Below are 17,198 nucleotides of genomic sequence, written 5' to 3'. Positions count from 1 at the left end.
ACACCATTTTTACGCCGGGAGCGCAAATTTTTACGCGTTTTTTATATCGCTGCGCGTTTAACAGCCATAAAAAAGCCGCCCGTCAGGGCGGCATGCGGTTCAGGCTTACCAGCCTTTGATAATATCGCCTTTATAAATCTCGTTGGCTTTATCCAGTACCGGCTGCGAGCGGAAGGCCTCTTTCAGTTTCTGCACGTTCGCACTCTCTTTATTATCTTCACGCGCCACAATGGCATTGACGTATGGCGATGCTTTACCTTCCATAAACATACCGTCGCGTGAGGCGGAGAGATTTACCAGTGCCGCAAAGTTGTTATTGATGATGGAAAGATAGACCTGCGGATCGTCCAGCGTGCGTGCCAGCTGCGGCGTATCAACTTCAACAAACTTCAGCTTTTTAGGATTAGCAGTGATATCCAGCGTGGTAGGCAGCAGACCCGCTTCAGGTTTCACTTTAATCAGGCCCTGCGCCTGCAGCAGCAGCAGGCTGCGACCCAGCGTGGTGGCTTCATTTGACAGCGTGATCGTCGCGCCATCCGGCAGTTCGTTCAGGCTTTTAATTTTGCGGGAGTAGCCGGCAATCGGGAATACAAAGGTATTGGTGATTACCGCAAATTTATAACCGCGCTCTTTTGACTGCATCTCAAGATAGGGCAGACTCTGGAAGGCGTTTGCATCCACGTCTTTATTGTAGAGCGCCTCGTTGGGCTGCACATAATCGTTAAACGCAATCACCTCAACATCCAGCTTATATTTGTCATGGGCGACCTGCTTCACTGTCTGCCAGAGCTGTTCATCCGGGCCGCTGTTGATCGCAACTTTGATTTTTTCGTCGTTATTATTGTCGCAGGCGCTAAGCAGCGTAACAGAAGCGGCCAGCAGCGCGGTCAGTAAATGTTTTTTCATGTTTGCAGCATCCTTATTCTTGTCAGTCCCGGACTATAATATGCGTCCAGACGTCTGTACATCCATAATTAACAGGTGGCTTATGCTTTTACTGCATAAGTTATGCGCTACTTCAGGCAGTTGAGATAGCGCTGCGCGGAACGTGCGACGGCGCTATCGGCATCCTGCAGGATCTCACGGCCGTCAAATGCGCCGTAAAGCTGGGCAAAATGCCGGTTCTGCAACCGCTGCATCATGTCGCGCACCACCCGGGCAGAGAGCGGCAGCATGTTGGGATAGCTCCACATAAACGACACGGCATCCGCGCCCGGCGTCACCTGCAAAATATCGCCACTCAGCATCACGCCCGAATCGCGCTGCCAGTGCAGCACCGTGCCGCCGGCAAAGTGCCCGCCAAGACGCAGCAGCGTAACGCCTGGCAGCAGGTCATGCTCCTCCTCCTGCCATAACCGGATCCACGGGCTGTCGCGCATGATCCACTCTCTGTCGCTGGCGTGCAGCCAGACGGGGGCGCTGAAAGCGGCGGCCCAGTCCTGCATCGTGGTGTAGTAGTGGGGATGGGAGATAGCGATCGCCTGCACGCCTCCCAGCGCATGGATCAGCGTTTCGGTGGCGTCATCCAGATGAGCGATGCAGTCCCAGAGAATATTGCCGTGCGGGGTGCAGAGCAGAAAAGCGCGCTGGTTAATACCAAATGCCGGCACGCTCTGCAGCGAAAGCAGTCCGGGCAGGTGCTGCTGCCATCGGTTGGTATGTGCGGCGCGTAAATCCGCCTGGGCTATCCAGCGCTGTCCGCCTGGCGGAATAAACTGGCGCTCATCTTCACAGACGGGACAGCGCCGGGGAGCCGGTTCGGCGTAAGAGGTGCCGCAGGCAGTACAGAGCGTAATCATAATCTCTCCTTATCAGCTGATCCGATAAGGATAGTTACTCTGTCGCGGGCTGCAGCTCGTAAACCCAGGCGCTAATCTGCTCACCCCGATGGGTGGTCACGGTTACGGGCACGCGATCGTATCCCTCTTCAAACGCGTCGAGCATCGGCCAGTGCGCGTCGAGATGCGGCGAGAAAAACAGATAGCCCGGTACGCGCGCGCCCTCCGGTGAGAGCACCACGCCGGGAAAGTCCGCGGCAGCGCCCCAGCCCCGCGCATAATAGGTGCCGCTGACGCTGCCGGCCAGCCACTCGCCGCCTATCTGCTCCAGAAGCCAGGCGTTATCGTGCCCGGGCTGCAGCGTACCGTAGACAAACAGAGGTTTCATACCACTCCTGTAAAGGGTTGCGTTATACGAACCGGCTATTGTGACGCAGCGGGCGGGGCCGGTAAACGTCACGGGCGGGAAAAATTCCGCGCCGATTAGACGAAACGCCAAATGTGACATTTACTCATAGGAAGATTCAGGTCCCTGCAGGTAAAAAAGGGGGACATTACGACGGAGCAATTCATGTATCACCTTGATGTGCAGGTTCTTGAAACCGCGCAGCACTGGGCAGAAGCACATCCGGTATGGCTTTGTACCGTACTGAGCACCTTTGGCTCCTCGCCGCGTCCGCCGGGCGCCATGATGGCGATCCGCGCCGATGGACACTTCTGCGGCTCGCTCTCCGGCGGCTGTGTGGAGGAGGATTTTCGCCAGCGCATAGCAGCAGATGCTTTCAGCGAGGCGAGCGCTGTTGTGCGCTATGGCGATGGCGGGCTGACGCCTGACCGGGCACTGCCATGCGGCGGCGTGCTGGATATTCTGGTGGAAAAGCTGCCGCAGGGAGCGGCATCCATTCACTATCTGCGTCAGATGCACGATGCGCTGGTTCGGGCCGAAGCCATCAGTAAAACGCTGCTGCTGCCGCACCCCTGCGCCGGCATAGAGACGCACCCCTATACGCAGCAGACCGCAGCGCACATTACTGGCAACCAGGTTACGCTGACGCTCTCTGCGCCGCCGCGCCTGATTATCGCCGGTCTCTCCAGCGTAGGCATTTACTGCGCCAACTTTGCGCAGGCGCTGGGGTTTGAGACGCTGGTCTGCGAGCATCGCGATGAGGTGCTGGAGAATATGGGTGCGGAGTTACAGGCTGGCGTGCGGATTATACGCTGTTTTCCGGCCCGTTATCTGGAGCGTGAGGGGTGTCACAGCGCAACGGCGATTCTGTCACTGACCCACGATCCGCGAATCGATGACCTGACGATGATGGAAGCGGTGATGCTGCCGGCATTTTACCTCGGCGCGATGGGCTCGAAGCGCAACAGCAGCCGGCGGCTGTCGCGTCTGGCGGAGATCGCCGGACTGACCCCTGAGCAGCTGACGCGCATTCACGCGCCGGTGGGGCTGGATATTGGCAGCAAAACGCCGGCAGAAATCGCACTATCGATTATGGCGGACATTGTGCGCCATAAAAATGGCCTTGCAGCACGCCAGTAAGCCCGTTCCGGCAGCCATAGCCCTTTGCGCTATGGCATTTTTGCGCTAATCCCTCACAAAGTTTGTCCTTTTTTCTGACAACGCCTTCCGAAATGCGCTCAGCGTCTAGACTTAGCGGGTGCGCACGCTATTAAGAGATCCTAAACGCGCATCCCGATCGATTCTTTCACTATTGGAAATGAGCCATGTCAGAAAACATACAACTGCACCTCGAAGTCAATGGGCAGCCCATTGAACTTAGCGTCGACCCGCGCGTGACGCTGCTGGACGCGCTGCGTGAACACCTGACGCTGACCGGTACAAAAAAGGGCTGCGATCAGGGCCAGTGCGGCGCCTGTACCGTGCATATCAATGGCAAGCGGGTGCTGAGCTGCCTGACGCTGGCTGTACAGGCCAACGGGCAGCAGGTCACCACTATTGAAGGTCTGGCGCGACCTGATGGCACGCTGCATCCGGTTCAGGCGCGTTTTCTGGAGCATGACGCGTTTCAGTGCGGCTACTGCACGCCGGGGCAGATCATGTCTGCCGCCGCCTGCATTGCCGAAGGACATGCCGGATCTGCCGATGAGATCCGGGAATATATGAGCGGTAATCTTTGCCGCTGCGGTGCTTATCCTAATATCGTCGACGCTATTCAGCAGGCCGCCGCCGATCTCAGTTCGGAGGCGCGATGAATCCGTTTGACTACCTTGCGGCGAGCAGCCCTGAACAGGCGCTGCAGCAGAAGCAGCGTGCCAGCAGCCGGTTTCTGGCAGGGGGCACCACGCAGATTGACTTAATGAAATGTGACGTGGAACAGCCTGCAGCGCTGGTGGATATCAGCGGCCTGCAGGAGATGCGGGAAATTGCGTTCAGCTCTGACAGCCTGCGCATTGGCGCGCTGACGCGCATGAGTGAACTGGAGCATCACGCAGAGTGTCAGCGTGAAGCGCCGGCGATTTATCACAGCCTGTGGCAGGCGGCGTCGCCGCAGCTGCGTAACATGGCCACCATCGGCGGCAACCTGCTGCAGCGTACCCGCTGCGTTTACTTCCGCGATCCGCATACGTTCAGCGCCTGTAATAAGCGCAATCCGGGCTCGGGCTGCGCCGCGCTGGAGGGCATTAACGGCAACCACGCCATTCTGGGTACCAGTGACAGCTGTATTGCGGTTTATCCGGGCGATCTGGCTGTCGCACTGACCGCCTTTGATGCCGTGGTTATCGTGCGCAATGCCACACAGCGGGAGCGCCGTATCCCGATCGATCAGTTCTATCTGCTGCCCGGCGATACGCCGCATCTCGAGCACGATCTCGCCAGCGATGAGATGATTATCGCGGTGGAACTGCCGCGCACCGCCGCGCTGAAACATTCACACTACCTGAAGGTGCGCGATCGCAGCTCGTATGAGTTTGCTGCCGCCAGCGCTGCCGTCGGTATTGAGCTGGATGGCGACCGGATCCGCGACGTGCGTATCGCCGTCGGCGGCGTGGCGACAAAACCCTGGCGGGCGCAGCAGGTGGAAGGGGCGCTGCGCGGCCAGCCGTTTGATGAACAGACGCTGCGTCGTGCCGCAGAGCGTATCGTGCAGGATGCGAAAACCCTGCCGCAGAATCAGCACAAAAAAGTGCTGACACCGCGCGTGATTGCACGTGCACTACTTCAGGCTGGCGGCAAGGCGTAACGGGGAAATTGTATGGACAAGCAGGAACAGAACTATCAGGCACTCGGTGCCGGACGCAGTCGGGGCGACGGTGTGGTGAAAGTCACCGGCGCCGCGCGCTATGCGGCGGAGTATCAGCCTGAGAATATGCTGTATGGCGTGGTGGTGCAGTCCACTATCGCCAGCGGCCGGATGATGGATATTGACACCGCAGAGGCGGAACAGCAGCCTGGCGTAGTGGCGATTTATACCCATCTCAATCCGCTGAAGATCAACAAGCCCACCGCCATTGCTGACGGCGGCGCGGCGCAGTCTACCTACACACCGCTGCAGGATGACAAAATCATTCATAACGGTCAGAACATCGGGCTGGTGGTGGCAGAAACGTTTGAGCAGGCGACCTGGGCTGCCAGCCTCGTGAAAGTGCGCTATGAGGAAGCGAAGCCGCTGGTCTGGATGGACGATCCGGCAGCAGAGCGCCAGGAGAGCGCTACCGTTGAAATGGGTAATGCGCAGCAGGCGATGGCGCAGGCAGAAGTGAAAATCAAAAGCTGCTACGCCACACCGCGTGAATATAACATGCCGATGGAACCGCACGCCTGCATCGCCTCATGGCAGGATAATGCGCTCACGGTATGGGAGCCAAGCCAGTGGGTGATGGGAGCACAGACTGAAATAGCTGAATGGCTCGGCATTGAGCAGCAGCAGGTTCGGGTGATTTCTCCCTATGTGGGCGGCGGTTTTGGATCAAAACCCGTGCCCTATACCCATGTGGCGCTGGCCTGCGTGGCATCGCGCGCGCTGACGCGTCCGGTGAAAGTGGCGCTGTCGCGCCCGCAGACCTTTACCGGACTGGGCGGTCGTCCGGCGACGCAGCAGACTATTGAGATGGGTGCCGCACAGGATGGAAAACTGCTGGCGATCCTGCATGAAGGACTGAGCGATACCTCGCTCATTGACACGTTCGTGGAAGGGACGAACAAAGTCACCGGACGTATCTACGATGTGCCAAACGTCTATTCGCGTCATTATGTGGCTGCTATCAACACCGTTACGCCAGGCTGGATGCGTGCGCCCGGTGAGAACCCGAGCGCGTTCGGACTTGAGGTGGCGATGGATGAGATGGCCTATGCGCTGGGTATCGATCCGCTGGAGCTGCGTCTGCGCAACTATGCAGAACAGGATCCGCAGGAAAATCTGCCGTGGAGTACGCGCCGTCTGAAAGAGGCTTACAGCGCAGCGGCTGAAGCGTTCGGCTGGAAAGATCGCACTATGGCACCGCGCTCAATGCGCGAAGGCCGCGAGCTGATAGGCTGGGGCATGGCAACGGCAACCTATCCGGTAAACAAAGCCCCGGCTGAGGCGCGCCTGATCCTCAACAGTCAGGGTGAGCTGGTGGTGCAGAGTGCAGGTGCTGATATCGGCACCGGAACCTACACCATTCTGGCGCAGACAGCGGCAGAAGTGCTCTGTCTTGACTCTACCCGCATTAAAGTTGAACTGGGTGATACCCGGCTGCCGCGTGCCGGCGTGGCGGGCGGTTCGCAGCTGGCCGGCAACCTGACCGGTGCCGTGCATAAGACGGCGGTGGCGCTGCGTGACCGGCTCTACGCGCTGGCAGGCGCTTCTTCCGATGCGCCGTTCCCGCAGACCGACGCTGAGCAGCTGACGCTCTGCGCAGGAGGCGTGTGCCTGAAAGGTCAGCCGGAGCGGGCGGTATCGCTGGGCGATCTGGTGCGGCTGAGCGGTGAAGAGACGCTGGCGGTAACGGACGGTACCTTTAAGCCGGACGAAAGTGCAGAGGAGCGTGATAAAGCGGTGCACTCGATGTCGAGAATGACCACGCCGGAAGAATTTTCTTCACACAGCTGGGGTGCCCAGTTTGTTGAAGTGCGCGTTGACGAGGATTTCGGTACGGTGCGCGTCAGACGTATGGTCTCTGCCTTTGACAGCGGAAGGCTCTACAACCCCAAACTTGCACGCAGCCAGTGGATTGGCGGAATGGTGATGGGGCTCGGGCAGGCGCTGCTGGAGGGTGGAGCGGTCGATCCGCGTAACGCCCGCATCGTGAACAATAATCTCGCTGACTATCTGATTGCGGTCAACGCTGACGTGCCGGAGATTATCACTATCGACGTGGGTGAACCGGATCATCACGCCACGCTGATGGGCGGCAAAGCGGTGGGCGAACTGGGTATTGTCGGCATGGCTGCGGCTATCAGTAACGCTGTCTATCACGCAACCGGCAAGCGCATTCGCGATCTGCCGCTTTCCCTGGAGAAGTTGATCGATTAATGCAGGCTGGCGGCGTCAGGAGGATGCCGCCGCTTCATCCCGTGGGCGCTCACATGACTATTCCCTATCTCAGGCCTGGTGAACAGGTAGTGCTTTACGACGGCGTGTGCAAACTCTGCAATGGCTGGGTGGCATTTTTGCTGCGACACCGGCTGGATCGGCGGGTACGGTTTGCCACCGTGCAGAGTGAGGAGGGCAAAACGTTGCTGCGTCATGTCAGCATGCCCGTTGACGATATCCGCACCATCGTGCTGATTGGTGAAAACGGACACTGGCTGCGCGCCCAGGCAATCTGTCGCGTAATGAAAAACCTTCACAGTCGCTGGCGTATTTTTGCGCTGCTGCGTTATTTCCCCGATGCGGTAAGCAACGCGATATATAACCTTATTGCCCGCAACCGCTATCGCCTTTTTGGCCGCTATGACGACGTTAAGCACCTCTCTCCCGACTTCCCCGAAAGGTTTATTGCACGCTAAAGCAGCGTTATTGCTTTGATAGCAGAAAATGAAAATCAGAGATGCAGGTAAATAAATTTCCTGCATCAATCCCTTTTGTGCACTACATCAGGCTGGTGCAGCAGCATCTATTTATGTTTTTGATTTTAAAGTAAATTAATTAACTTTCTGTTTCATTAAACCGCAAGTGTCTATTTTGTATACTCTTCTTTACATAAAAAATTACATTTTATGCCTGATTAAAAACAAATAATGTCCCGCGGAGGACGATACTTTTTGCCAGTTCTTTATCCTGAAGACCATCATGGCTTTGAATAATGGCACAATACAAATAGCGCCATATACTTTAAGCGTATTCTCTCCCGGAATATAACATTACCTTTTAATTTTCTATGGCAGCGCAGCGGGCGTGATAATGACGCCGCTGTACAGGAGCAATCAACATGGATCAGACTGCATTTCTCATTGGATTTTCAGTGATGGCGCTTGCATCACTGGCGATTTACGCCACCGGCAGTAAAACGTTTCCCTCCCGTCACCACACCCTGATGCATGCATCAGTGCCTTTTATTGCCGCTACGGCGTATCTGGCAATGGCGTTTGGCTATGGCAACCTCACCCTGGACAGCGGCACGACGGTCTATATGGCGCGTTATGCTGACTGGTCTGTGACCACGCCGATTCTGCTGGCGGGGCTGGTTATGCTGGCCTTTCATGAGCATGGCAAGCCAGGCGAGATGGGCGGCTTTCTGACCGCTATTATCGTGCTGGATGTGATGATGATTGTGACCGGCCTTGTCTCCTCGCTGGCGGAAACCGCAGCAGGAAAATGGGTCTGGTATCTCTGGTCCTGCGCTGCATTCCTCGGCGTGATCTATCTGCTGTGGGGACCGCTGCGTACGATGGCGGCGGAGCGGGGCAGCGCACTGGCAGGCACCTACAACAAAAACGTGGCACTGCTGACGGTAGTCTGGTTTATCTATCCGGTGGTATTTCTGATCGGGCCGGAAGGGCTGAAGATCATTTCTGATCCTGCTTCAATCTGGGCATTTCTGATTCTCGATATTATCGCCAAAGTTTTCTACGCCTTTTACGCGGCGGCGAATCTGGAAAAAGCGTTGCGCTACGCAAAACGCGATGGTGCCGTGCGGGTATGATCCTGCGGCAGCATACCGGCTGGCTGACGCTCTGGGGGGCAGCTCTGGCTGCCTCTTTCAGCCCGCTGCCGGTTCAGCTGCTGTTTGCCGTCGTGGCCATTGGCATTATCGGCATGGCGCACGGTGCAAGCGATCTTGAGATTGTCAGGCGCGAACAGCAGTGCGCTTTTCTGGCAGGTTACGGCGTAGTGATTGTGCTGTGCCTGTTCTGGTGGCACTGGCGTCCGGCAATCGCGCTACCGGGCTTTCTGCTCGCCTCTGCCATCCATTTTGCGCTGGAAGATGCGCCGCACGGCTCTCTGGCTGAACGACTGGCGCGCGGCATCAGTCTGATTGCAACGCCTGCCGCGCTGCATCTGACAGCGTACAGAACGATTTTACATCAGGCCGGGCTGGCATCTGCCATGCCGGATAGCGTGACTGCGGGTCTGGCTATAGCGGGCGGCTTTACCGCCGCAGCGCTGTTGCTGACAGGCATTGTACGGCGCGACAGGCGTCTGCTGGCCGGGACGCTGGCATTGCTGCTTCTGCCGCCTTTTGTCGGTTTTTCTGTAGGCTTTCTGATCCTGCATGCGCTACCGCAGACCCGCCAACGGCGCGATTTGCTGGGGTTCAGACATTACGCTGGCTACCTGCGTGCCGTCTGGCCGGTGCTGACGGCAGCTATTTTGCTGGCGGTACTGATCATGTTTATGATGCATCCTACCGATACCGCCGGCGTGCGTTCACTGTTTGCCGCGCTGGCCGCGCTCGCTATCCCGCATTTACTGATCACGCCGTGGTTTGAGAAACCGCCGCACCGTAAATAATGCGTGCGATTGATTACGCTATCTTCTATTCAAATATAAGCAGGAAAATGGCAGATGAGATAATAATAATTCCCTGCCCGAATAACTGTTTTAATTAATAGCGTATCACTGTGCGACATTGTACTGTCAGTTTGCGACATAACACGGGTATTTCAAAATTAATATATTTATCTACATGTATTTAATGGGTTTTCCTGTGTATCCACTTGTTGCATTCATGAAGCCAGTCACAACTCCGGCACGCGTAATCCATTCTCTGTTTAATTACGCACTATTGCGTATTAGATTTAACGCGTCATCACTCTTTATTATCTTACGGTTTCGTAAGTGTCCGGCAGTTAATGTGCATATCAACATATAATGGAGATTTTATGGGCGCAAATTCCAACCGCGGTGTGGTGTATCAGGGGCCAGGCAAAGTCGAGGTGCAGGATATTGCCGATCCGGTCTTTGCTAATCCGGCCGGCAAGAAGATTGGGCACGCCGTGATCCTGAAAGTGCTCTCCACCAATATCTGTGGCTCAGATCAGCATATGGTGCGCGGACGTACCACCGCGCCTGCGGGTATGGTGCTCGGCCATGAAATTACCGGTGAAATTATCGAAAAGGGCGCTGACGTTGAGATGCTTAACGTCGGTGATATTGTCTCTGTGCCGTTTAACGTTGCCTGCGGGCGCTGCCGGTGCTGCCGTGAACTCGATACCGGCGTCTGCCTGACAGTCAATCCGGCACGCGCGGGCGGCGCGTTTGGCTATGTTGATATGGGCGGCTGGGTAGGCGGGCAGGCGAAATATGTGATGGTGCCCTATGCGGACTTTAATCTGCTGAAATTCCCTGACCGTGACCAGGCACTGGCGAAGATTCTGGATCTGACCATGCTGTCTGACATTTTACCGACCGGGTTTCACGGCGCGATCAACGCGGGTGTGGGCGTCGGCTCAACCACCTATGTTGCAGGCGCCGGTCCGGTTGGCCTGGCCGCGGCGGCCTCAGCACAGATCCTCGGTGCGGCGGTGGTTATGGTAGGTGACTTCAACAAAGAGCGTCTGGAGCACGCCAGGAAAATGGGCTTTGTGCCGATCGACCTGAGTCAGCATGACCGCCTGGGAGAGATGGTTGCGCAGGTCACTGGTACGCCGGAAGTCGATTCAGCTATCGACGCCGTCGGATTTGAAGCGCGCGGCCATTCTGGCAAGGAGCAGCCGGCGGTGGTGCTGAATCAGATGATGGAGATCACCCGCGTGGCCGGTAATATCGGCATTCCGGGTCTGTATGTGACGGAAGATCCGGGCGCGCACGATAAATCAGCACAGGAAGGCTCCCTGAGCCTGAAGTTCGGCCTCGGCTGGTCTAAAGCGCAGTCATTCCATACCGGGCAAACCCCGGTGGTGCGTTACAACCGGCAGCTGATGAACGCCATCCTGCACGATCGTTTGCCGATTGCGAAAATCGTTAATGCCAAAGTGATCCCGCTTGAAGAAGCGGCGCAGGGATATGCCCAGTTCGACGCTGGCGTAGCCGCCAAGTATGTGCTGGATCCGCACGGCATGCTGACGGCGAAATAGTCTGGTGCAGATAAACTTATCCGGCAAGGTGTAAGGCACGCGCGAATATGCGCTGTGCCTTACACGCTTTTAAGTGCGCATAATCATGATTATGTTAAATAGAACATACAGGTAATACTTGTACTGCCGATCATCAATCAGCCGTGAGCCCGGCATGCAGACTCACAGTGTCCCCTACCGCCACATCAGCGTAAGGAATGGCGGACGATTACTCTTTTCGTTGTAACGTAATACGCGTAAGTTCAGAGTAGCGCCCTAACCTTATCGCCATACCCGGCCAGAGCGCGGTTCCGTTATTCACATAAAGCTGCATGCCGTCCACATCATAAAGCCCTGAAACAAAACGCGCGTTGGGTTTCGAAAACAGCCGATCAAAGCCAGCAATCAGCCCGCCGTGAGTATGACCCGAGAGCTGTAAATCAACGTGATGAGCCGCATTTTGACGGGCATTGCGCGGTTGATGGTCAAGCAATACTACCGGAGCCTTATCAGGTGCACCTTTCAGCGCTTTTTCAATATCAGGGGCCATTGCATCTCTGCGTGATGCTGAGATATCAGGCAGGCCTGCGATCACGAGCGCTGAGTCATCGCGCGTGATGACCATATGGCTGTTCAGCAGAGGTTGCAGTCCCAGCGTCGCTAAATGATCGGTCCATCGTTGCTGCTCAAAAAAATACTCATGGTTGCCGGTAACGGCATAAACGCCGTCTGGCGCCTGCAGGCCTCTCAGCGGCTCAACGTCGTCCCTGCGATTTGCCAGCGTGCCATCAATGACATCCCCCGTCACAAGGATCAGGTCAGCATCCAGCGCCATCGCCCGCTTAACCATGGCGGAGGTCCATGCAGCGTTGAATAATTTGCTGATGTGTAAGTCAGTGAGCTGCAGGAGCTGATAGCCCTCAAATGCGGGTGGAAGATCCTGAATGCGGATGGTCACCTCTTTCACTGGCGGAACGCGTATGGCCTGATAGACGCCGATGGTTGCCAGTACCATAGCAAAAAGCGCGGCCAGATAACGTACTCCCGATGGAATCTCCAGCGGATGCCGTAACAGCAGTGAACTGACTGCCACAACATCAATCAGGATTTGGGTAAACGCCAAAAACAGAACCGTGCCGAAAGCCCAGTTGAACAGGATAATCACCGCACGGGGCATTTCAGGTGAGAAGATGCCGCCCGACGTAAAACGGCTAATCAACAGATACTGGGACGCGAGGAGCACTACAACAGATAAAACAATTTTCAGAAGTAACGGCATAGCGAGCGGAAAAATGAAGCGTGCGATAACATACCAAGCCGGTATGCTGAAAATCAGATGAAACATCACTCTCTGTTCCCTCTCTTATAACCGCTGAAAAGGCGCGAAGTTAACTCAATACTCTGAGTAGTTAATGCCTGCTGTGCACAGCGCAGTGATAGCATAGGACATTTACATGGCAATACCAGTTACAGTCATATTCCGGGAAAAGGATAGTCAGGCGGGTTTTAAAGCGGCATTTTTGCATGCGCTACCGAAGGTTTACGTTGATTGAAGAAGAGAGTGGCGCGGAGTAGATAAAAGGAAAGCTTAGCAATGGGAACAGGCCAGACAGCCTGCTCCCACAGGTATCTTAACGCTGCGTTGGCATTTTGCCTTCACCAAGGCGTGAAACACCCTTGATAATTTTAATGAGTGACCAGACAAACCAGGCGAGTGCGATGACCATACCGATCAGCATGACCCATGTTATCAGCGCAACAATCATTGTGACAAAACTGATCCAGAAAATTTTAATCAAATAATCAAAGTGCGCACGCTCAAAGTCAGTTGACCCGCCGCGGTTCATATAGGCCATAACGACCGCAATAAGTGATGTCAGGCCGCCAGTGAAATATCCCACCACAAACAGAATATAGAGGATTTTAATAGTAGAAACTTGTGAGTGCAGGCGAATATCGACGGGTTGCGTCTGTTCAGACATTATATACTCCAGAGTCGTGTTAAAATTATTGGTTTATTAAAGTAGTGAATGCGGGTTCTCTTACTGAACCAGGCGCCACTCGCCGTTATCATCGATAACATTTAGTTCGACAATGTTTTTACGATTTCCAACAAACGGCGCAGTGATGTCTAATTCGACTTTGCATTTATATTGCGAATTACTCCCGTTTGGATCACAGGCAATTTTACGCAATGAGTTAAGCTTAGTAAGCATGTTCTCACTATTAATACTGCTGCCGGACATCACTTTACGCGCCTGCGCATTGGTATCATCAATATTTTTTTGTGCAGCCTGCTGAATATCACTTTCTGAAGGTTCACTGTTGCATCCCGAAAGTGATAAGGCAAAAATAGCGACAGCAGCAATTTTAAACATTTTCATCCCATATTCCTTTAATAACAGGCAGTACGAAGATTGATTTTTCGCAGCAGCCTGAAAGATTAAGTGTCAAAATTTAATTATCAGTTTAAATGCCTAAAAATCACTGCAAAGTCCAGGTTAAAACCGGGGCTTTGTCATTGAGTACATCCACTGAACGACTGAAGATATCAACGTCAGAGCGAATCAGGACAGTATTGATATCTACCTTATCGGCATCATAATCCGTGATCAGCAGATATGCAGTGCTGTCTGCGCTGAACGCAGCCGGCGGAATGTCTGACAGAATGCCAGAGATACGGCGGGCTTCATCTTCATTCGCTGGCGAATAACTGCAGGCTGCGGCGTTTTTAATCAGGTTTACTTTAACATTTTGCCGCGTGTTATAAAGAAGTTCAGGGCCATATTTGAGCGAATCATTGCAACCGGACATGTTCATCGGGAAACTCTTTGTGTCAAAATCATAATCGTCCGGTTTACGCATGTTCATAAAAGCTGAGGTGACTATGCTTTTTTCCGCTGTCGCTTTTTTACCATTCATGCGGTAATTAAGACGACTGATTTTAATCAATTTAATGCCTTTAAATGCGGCAAGCTGGTTTTCAGCAGATTCCAGCTCCGACTGCTTCATGTCGTTTTTCTTAAAAGGATCGCGCTCAGCATTCCATCGGCCACTCAGAAGGCTTAACTTCTCTTCATCACTGACTTGTCTGCCGGAGTTCGCCAGGAACAACAGCATAAGTTGGTCACTATTTACCGCTTTAAACGCATCATTGCTGCTTTGCTTAGCTGAGTTAATCTCTTTTAACAATTCTGCTTGTTTTGCTGCTTCTTTCGCTTTTATCGCTTCTTCTGCACGTGCTTTATCGGCTGCAATCTTTTCCTGTTGCTCGCGCCATTCTTTTTGCTCAACGGTTTCATCGATTTTAACAGGTTTGAAGTTTTTCCGATCAATGCCATCCCAGATGGAAGCATCGTTGATTGACGGATCACGATCGCCATTTTTCAACAGCTGATAATTAGCTGTTCCGACTATTGCAGTGCTGGATGCGCGCGCGTCAGTAAAAGTAACCTTGACGGAACATTGCGCCATGTTTTCTGTAGAGTGCTCCTCATCCTTATGATAATCAGCGAGGGTGACTTTAACATGCTTCAGCAGGTCATTAAGACTTTCATTGCTACCAGCTTTTTCAGCAAAAACGGTGAGAAGGCGTTTGCTCAGGCTGTCCTGCAGCGAGCTGGTATCACAATCGATATCGTTTTTATCACAGCCGGAAAGGCCCGCAATTGCTGCAATCAGCAGAGCTGATCGTAATTTGAATTTCATTTTATTCATCCTTGAAGCGAAAAATAGCCAATTAACGTCTTTTTATTATCAATTGGGCTTTAACCTTAATATCGGCAGCACCAGCCAATTCTTTAGAGAATTTTTACAAAAAAAGACGGGAGGGTTTCCAGCAAACATTATCTCATCAATACATTATTTCCAACAAAAAATAATTTCATTATACGTTAGCATATTTTAATAAAAACCGATTGACAAATCTGATGCGGTAAAAATGCTTTTATCAGAACCGGAAAACGCATGGCCATAAATGATATGTGCAATTTCGCCAGCATTACCGGAGAGTATGCAAATGCCAGTTAACTCTTCGCCGCTGTTAAACGGGATGATAAAAGACGACCTACGGCGTAAGCAGATGCATGAGTAACCAGGTGCGCATGAATGCGCACCTTACGTGATTTCCGCATTTGTGTTACAGGGTTGCCATGTATGTATAGCGACCGGAAGCGCTTTACCAGCCAGCACACACGCTTCATGCCCCATCCCTCTGCCTTATCGCGTTATGCGTGCCTGAAGTCACCAACTTCATATAATTGGACTTATATGAACTTATAAAGAGGGCATTGACGGGAGTTGTGATGATGGGTGTGGCGCTTCAGCTCAAAAAATCGGCGTCGCTACGTGAATTCTGCAGGTATTGCAGCACTGGTACCCTGCAGAATTCACCCAGCGTTGCCGGTTTTATCAGCAAAAAACAGCACCGGAGTGCTGTATAGTTTGTCGGGTTACCAGAAACGTACGCCGGTAAGATGCAGCGTACGGGCAATGCCGCCTGCTGCAATCAGCGAAAGCGCGATTCCCAGCATAGCCATTGCGTTAAAGCCAAAGTGCCGGAACAGCAGATAGCCCGCCACGCAGCCGGTAAGAAAAGAGAAGATGGTTACAAGGTGGGTATAAAGAAGCTTGCGATGCAGATGGCGCTCCCCCGCTTCGCTGCTGCTGAACGTTGCCCGCAGAAACGAGCCCAGCGCAATACCGGCATCGGTCAGCGTACCGGTTACGTGCGTTGAGCGTACGCGACCAGACGAGAGCTGTGTCGAGGTGGAATTATGGATCCCCATCAGCAGTCCGAGCGTGACCAGGATTTCACCGTTGTTACGTTCTGAGTACCACAGGATCTCCACCACTGACGTCAGTAGCAGAAGCAGTCCCTCAATGAAAAGCACCTGACAAAAAATGGTCCTGATATTGCGTTTAAGACCCCAGGCAACCGTCAGGCGCGCGATCATTGAGCCGGTGACAAATGCCAGAATTAAGCCGGCCAGAAACAGCAGATCCTGCAGATCGGAGCCTGAAACTTCAGCGGAGATTTGGGAGGTGTTACCGGTCATGTGGGAGGGGAAAAAACCAAAAGCACCGAATGCCATGGCGTTAAGTATACCTGCAGTGGTCGCCAGCGTGAGCGCCAGCAGGCGATCTTCGCTGTGCGAACGTAACTTCTTTTTTCTCAGCAGCATCCTTCTCTTACCTCGCAGCGTAAAGGCACATAATGTTAGCGTAGCGCACTATTGAGCATAGCGAAGTCTGGCCAGGACGCCTGTAACCAACTGCTTTTAATAGTTAATAATGCCAGGAAATGAAAACTTATATTGATAACCGGAATCTCCCACTTTAAGTGACGCTGTCACTTAAAGTGGGAGATTCCGGTTATAGCGTTATTTATTTTCAAAGTAATTTGCCGGCATCTGTCCCGGTGCCATGTTGATCACGTCGTCATTGTCCGGCCCCTCATTTTTCATATAAGTGACCTGAGCAAATTCCGGGATAATAATATAGGGATAGGCCGGTCCCTCGTCACGAAAACGCTGCATATCTTCAATGAATTCATTCTGATAACAGATCGTTTTTTCCGGATGCTGCCCCTCCCCGGCGATCCACTGCGGGAAAAAAATCGTACCGTGAATAAGTTTACGTTCGAGGTCGAACAGCAGGCTTACGCAGGTGCCGGTGGGTTCATGCCAGTCAACCTTATAGATACCGGGTGCAAACTGCACCGCATGCATCTTCTGATGGGTAACCCAGCGTCCCCCTACCAGTCCCTGATGAATACGGTAGTCGCAGGTGGTGGCGTTACGGGCATACCACTCATATTTCCAGCCGTTGTCATAGGTATAAACAAAATGGGTTCCGATAAATGCAGACAGATCGCTGGCCTGTTCTGTCGCTGATGCGATTGAACTCATGCTTCACCTCACCGATGGGTAAAAAAAAGCGTACTGGTAAGGTATAGCGCGTAATGCGGGATT

The 17,198-nt window shown here is 53.6% G+C and carries 17 protein-coding genes; 8 read left to right on the top strand and 9 right to left on the bottom strand.

The window, feature by feature from the left end; all coding sequences use genetic code 11:
- Positions 1 to 105 precede the first annotated feature (105 nt).
- From HA43_RS10210 to HA43_RS10200, 3 genes are all read right to left on the bottom strand, one after another.
- Positions 106 to 906, bottom strand: a complete 801-nt coding sequence (locus tag HA43_RS10210) for a MetQ/NlpA family ABC transporter substrate-binding protein (protein WP_040113501.1) — start codon at positions 904 to 906, stop codon at positions 106 to 108.
- A gap of 107 nt (positions 907 to 1,013) precedes the next feature.
- A complete protein-coding gene (locus HA43_RS10205) occupies positions 1,014 to 1,799 on the bottom strand; it encodes an MBL fold metallo-hydrolase (RefSeq protein ID WP_094111602.1) in 786 nt (261 codons plus the stop codon).
- A gap of 34 nt (positions 1,800 to 1,833) precedes the next feature.
- Positions 1,834 to 2,166 carry a gamma-glutamylcyclotransferase family protein gene (locus HA43_RS10200; RefSeq protein ID WP_094111601.1) on the bottom strand — a complete coding sequence of 111 codons (333 nt, stop codon included), beginning with the start codon at positions 2,164 to 2,166 and terminating at the stop codon, positions 1,834 to 1,836.
- Positions 2,167 to 2,349: 183 nt separating this feature from the next.
- Between HA43_RS10200 and HA43_RS10195 the strand changes: the two genes are divergently transcribed.
- From HA43_RS10195 to fdhA, 8 genes are all read left to right on the top strand, one after another.
- Positions 2,350 to 3,324 carry an XdhC family protein gene (locus HA43_RS10195; RefSeq protein ID WP_040113498.1) on the top strand — a complete coding sequence of 325 codons (975 nt, stop codon included), beginning with the start codon at positions 2,350 to 2,352 and terminating at the stop codon, positions 3,322 to 3,324.
- Positions 3,325 to 3,509: 185 nt separating this feature from the next.
- Positions 3,510 to 3,998 (top strand): (2Fe-2S)-binding protein, encoded by a 489-nt coding sequence (locus tag HA43_RS10190; RefSeq protein ID WP_071668343.1) that lies wholly within the window; start codon positions 3,510 to 3,512, stop codon positions 3,996 to 3,998.
- Entirely contained in the window at positions 3,995 to 4,987 is a 993-nt protein-coding gene (locus HA43_RS10185) for an FAD binding domain-containing protein (RefSeq protein ID WP_094111600.1), read from the top strand. Before HA43_RS10190 ends, HA43_RS10185 begins: the two co-directional genes overlap by 4 nt.
- A 12-nt stretch (positions 4,988 to 4,999) precedes the next feature.
- Positions 5,000 to 7,261: a xanthine dehydrogenase family protein molybdopterin-binding subunit gene (locus tag HA43_RS10180; RefSeq protein ID WP_094111599.1), complete on the top strand. Its 2,262-nt coding sequence runs from the start codon at positions 5,000 to 5,002 to the stop codon at positions 7,259 to 7,261.
- Between the two features lie 53 nt (positions 7,262 to 7,314).
- Positions 7,315 to 7,737: a thiol-disulfide oxidoreductase DCC family protein gene (locus HA43_RS10175; protein WP_094111598.1), complete on the top strand. Its 423-nt coding sequence runs from the start codon at positions 7,315 to 7,317 to the stop codon at positions 7,735 to 7,737.
- Between the two features lie 422 nt (positions 7,738 to 8,159).
- Complete coding sequence (locus HA43_RS10170; protein ID WP_094111597.1) at positions 8,160 to 8,873, top strand: bacteriorhodopsin; 714 nt, start codon at positions 8,160 to 8,162, stop codon at positions 8,871 to 8,873.
- Positions 8,870 to 9,682, top strand: coding sequence for a Brp/Blh family beta-carotene 15,15'-dioxygenase (locus HA43_RS10165; RefSeq protein ID WP_094111596.1), 813 nt, complete (start codon positions 8,870 to 8,872; stop codon positions 9,680 to 9,682). The genes HA43_RS10170 and HA43_RS10165 overlap by 4 nt, the downstream gene beginning before the upstream one ends.
- A gap of 371 nt (positions 9,683 to 10,053) precedes the next feature.
- Positions 10,054 to 11,247: a formaldehyde dehydrogenase, glutathione-independent gene (gene fdhA, locus HA43_RS10160; protein ID WP_071668338.1), complete on the top strand. Its 1,194-nt coding sequence runs from the start codon at positions 10,054 to 10,056 to the stop codon at positions 11,245 to 11,247.
- Positions 11,248 to 11,455: 208 nt separating this feature from the next.
- Here fdhA and HA43_RS10155 read toward each other — a convergent pair whose 3' ends face one another.
- The 6 genes from HA43_RS10155 to HA43_RS10130 form a co-directional block, all read right to left on the bottom strand.
- Positions 11,456 to 12,571: a metallophosphoesterase gene (locus HA43_RS10155; RefSeq protein ID WP_094111595.1), complete on the bottom strand. Its 1,116-nt coding sequence runs from the start codon at positions 12,569 to 12,571 to the stop codon at positions 11,456 to 11,458.
- A gap of 286 nt (positions 12,572 to 12,857) precedes the next feature.
- The gene (locus tag HA43_RS10150) at positions 12,858 to 13,208 is read right to left on the bottom strand and encodes a DUF4870 family protein (RefSeq protein WP_094111594.1); all 351 of its coding nucleotides are present in this window, start codon (positions 13,206 to 13,208) and stop codon (positions 12,858 to 12,860) included.
- A gap of 60 nt (positions 13,209 to 13,268) precedes the next feature.
- The gene (locus tag HA43_RS10145; protein WP_094111593.1) at positions 13,269 to 13,610 is read right to left on the bottom strand and encodes a YceB family lipoprotein; all 342 of its coding nucleotides are present in this window, start codon (positions 13,608 to 13,610) and stop codon (positions 13,269 to 13,271) included.
- Between the two features lie 100 nt (positions 13,611 to 13,710).
- Positions 13,711 to 14,934 carry a hypothetical protein gene (locus HA43_RS10140; RefSeq protein ID WP_094111592.1) on the bottom strand — a complete coding sequence of 408 codons (1,224 nt, stop codon included), beginning with the start codon at positions 14,932 to 14,934 and terminating at the stop codon, positions 13,711 to 13,713.
- A gap of 743 nt (positions 14,935 to 15,677) precedes the next feature.
- Positions 15,678 to 16,409: a YoaK family protein gene (locus HA43_RS10135; protein ID WP_040113492.1), complete on the bottom strand. Its 732-nt coding sequence runs from the start codon at positions 16,407 to 16,409 to the stop codon at positions 15,678 to 15,680.
- A gap of 198 nt (positions 16,410 to 16,607) precedes the next feature.
- Entirely contained in the window at positions 16,608 to 17,135 is a 528-nt protein-coding gene (locus HA43_RS10130) for a phenolic acid decarboxylase (protein ID WP_040113491.1), read from the bottom strand.
- Positions 17,136 to 17,198 lie beyond the last annotated feature (63 nt).

Source organism: Pantoea eucrina (assembly GCF_002095385.1).
In the GTDB taxonomy this organism is placed as follows: Bacteria; Pseudomonadota; Gammaproteobacteria; order Enterobacterales; family Enterobacteriaceae; genus Pantoea; species Pantoea eucrina.
The sequence above is the reverse complement of the archived record's forward strand: the minus strand, read 5'-3'. Positions and strand labels throughout refer to the sequence as shown.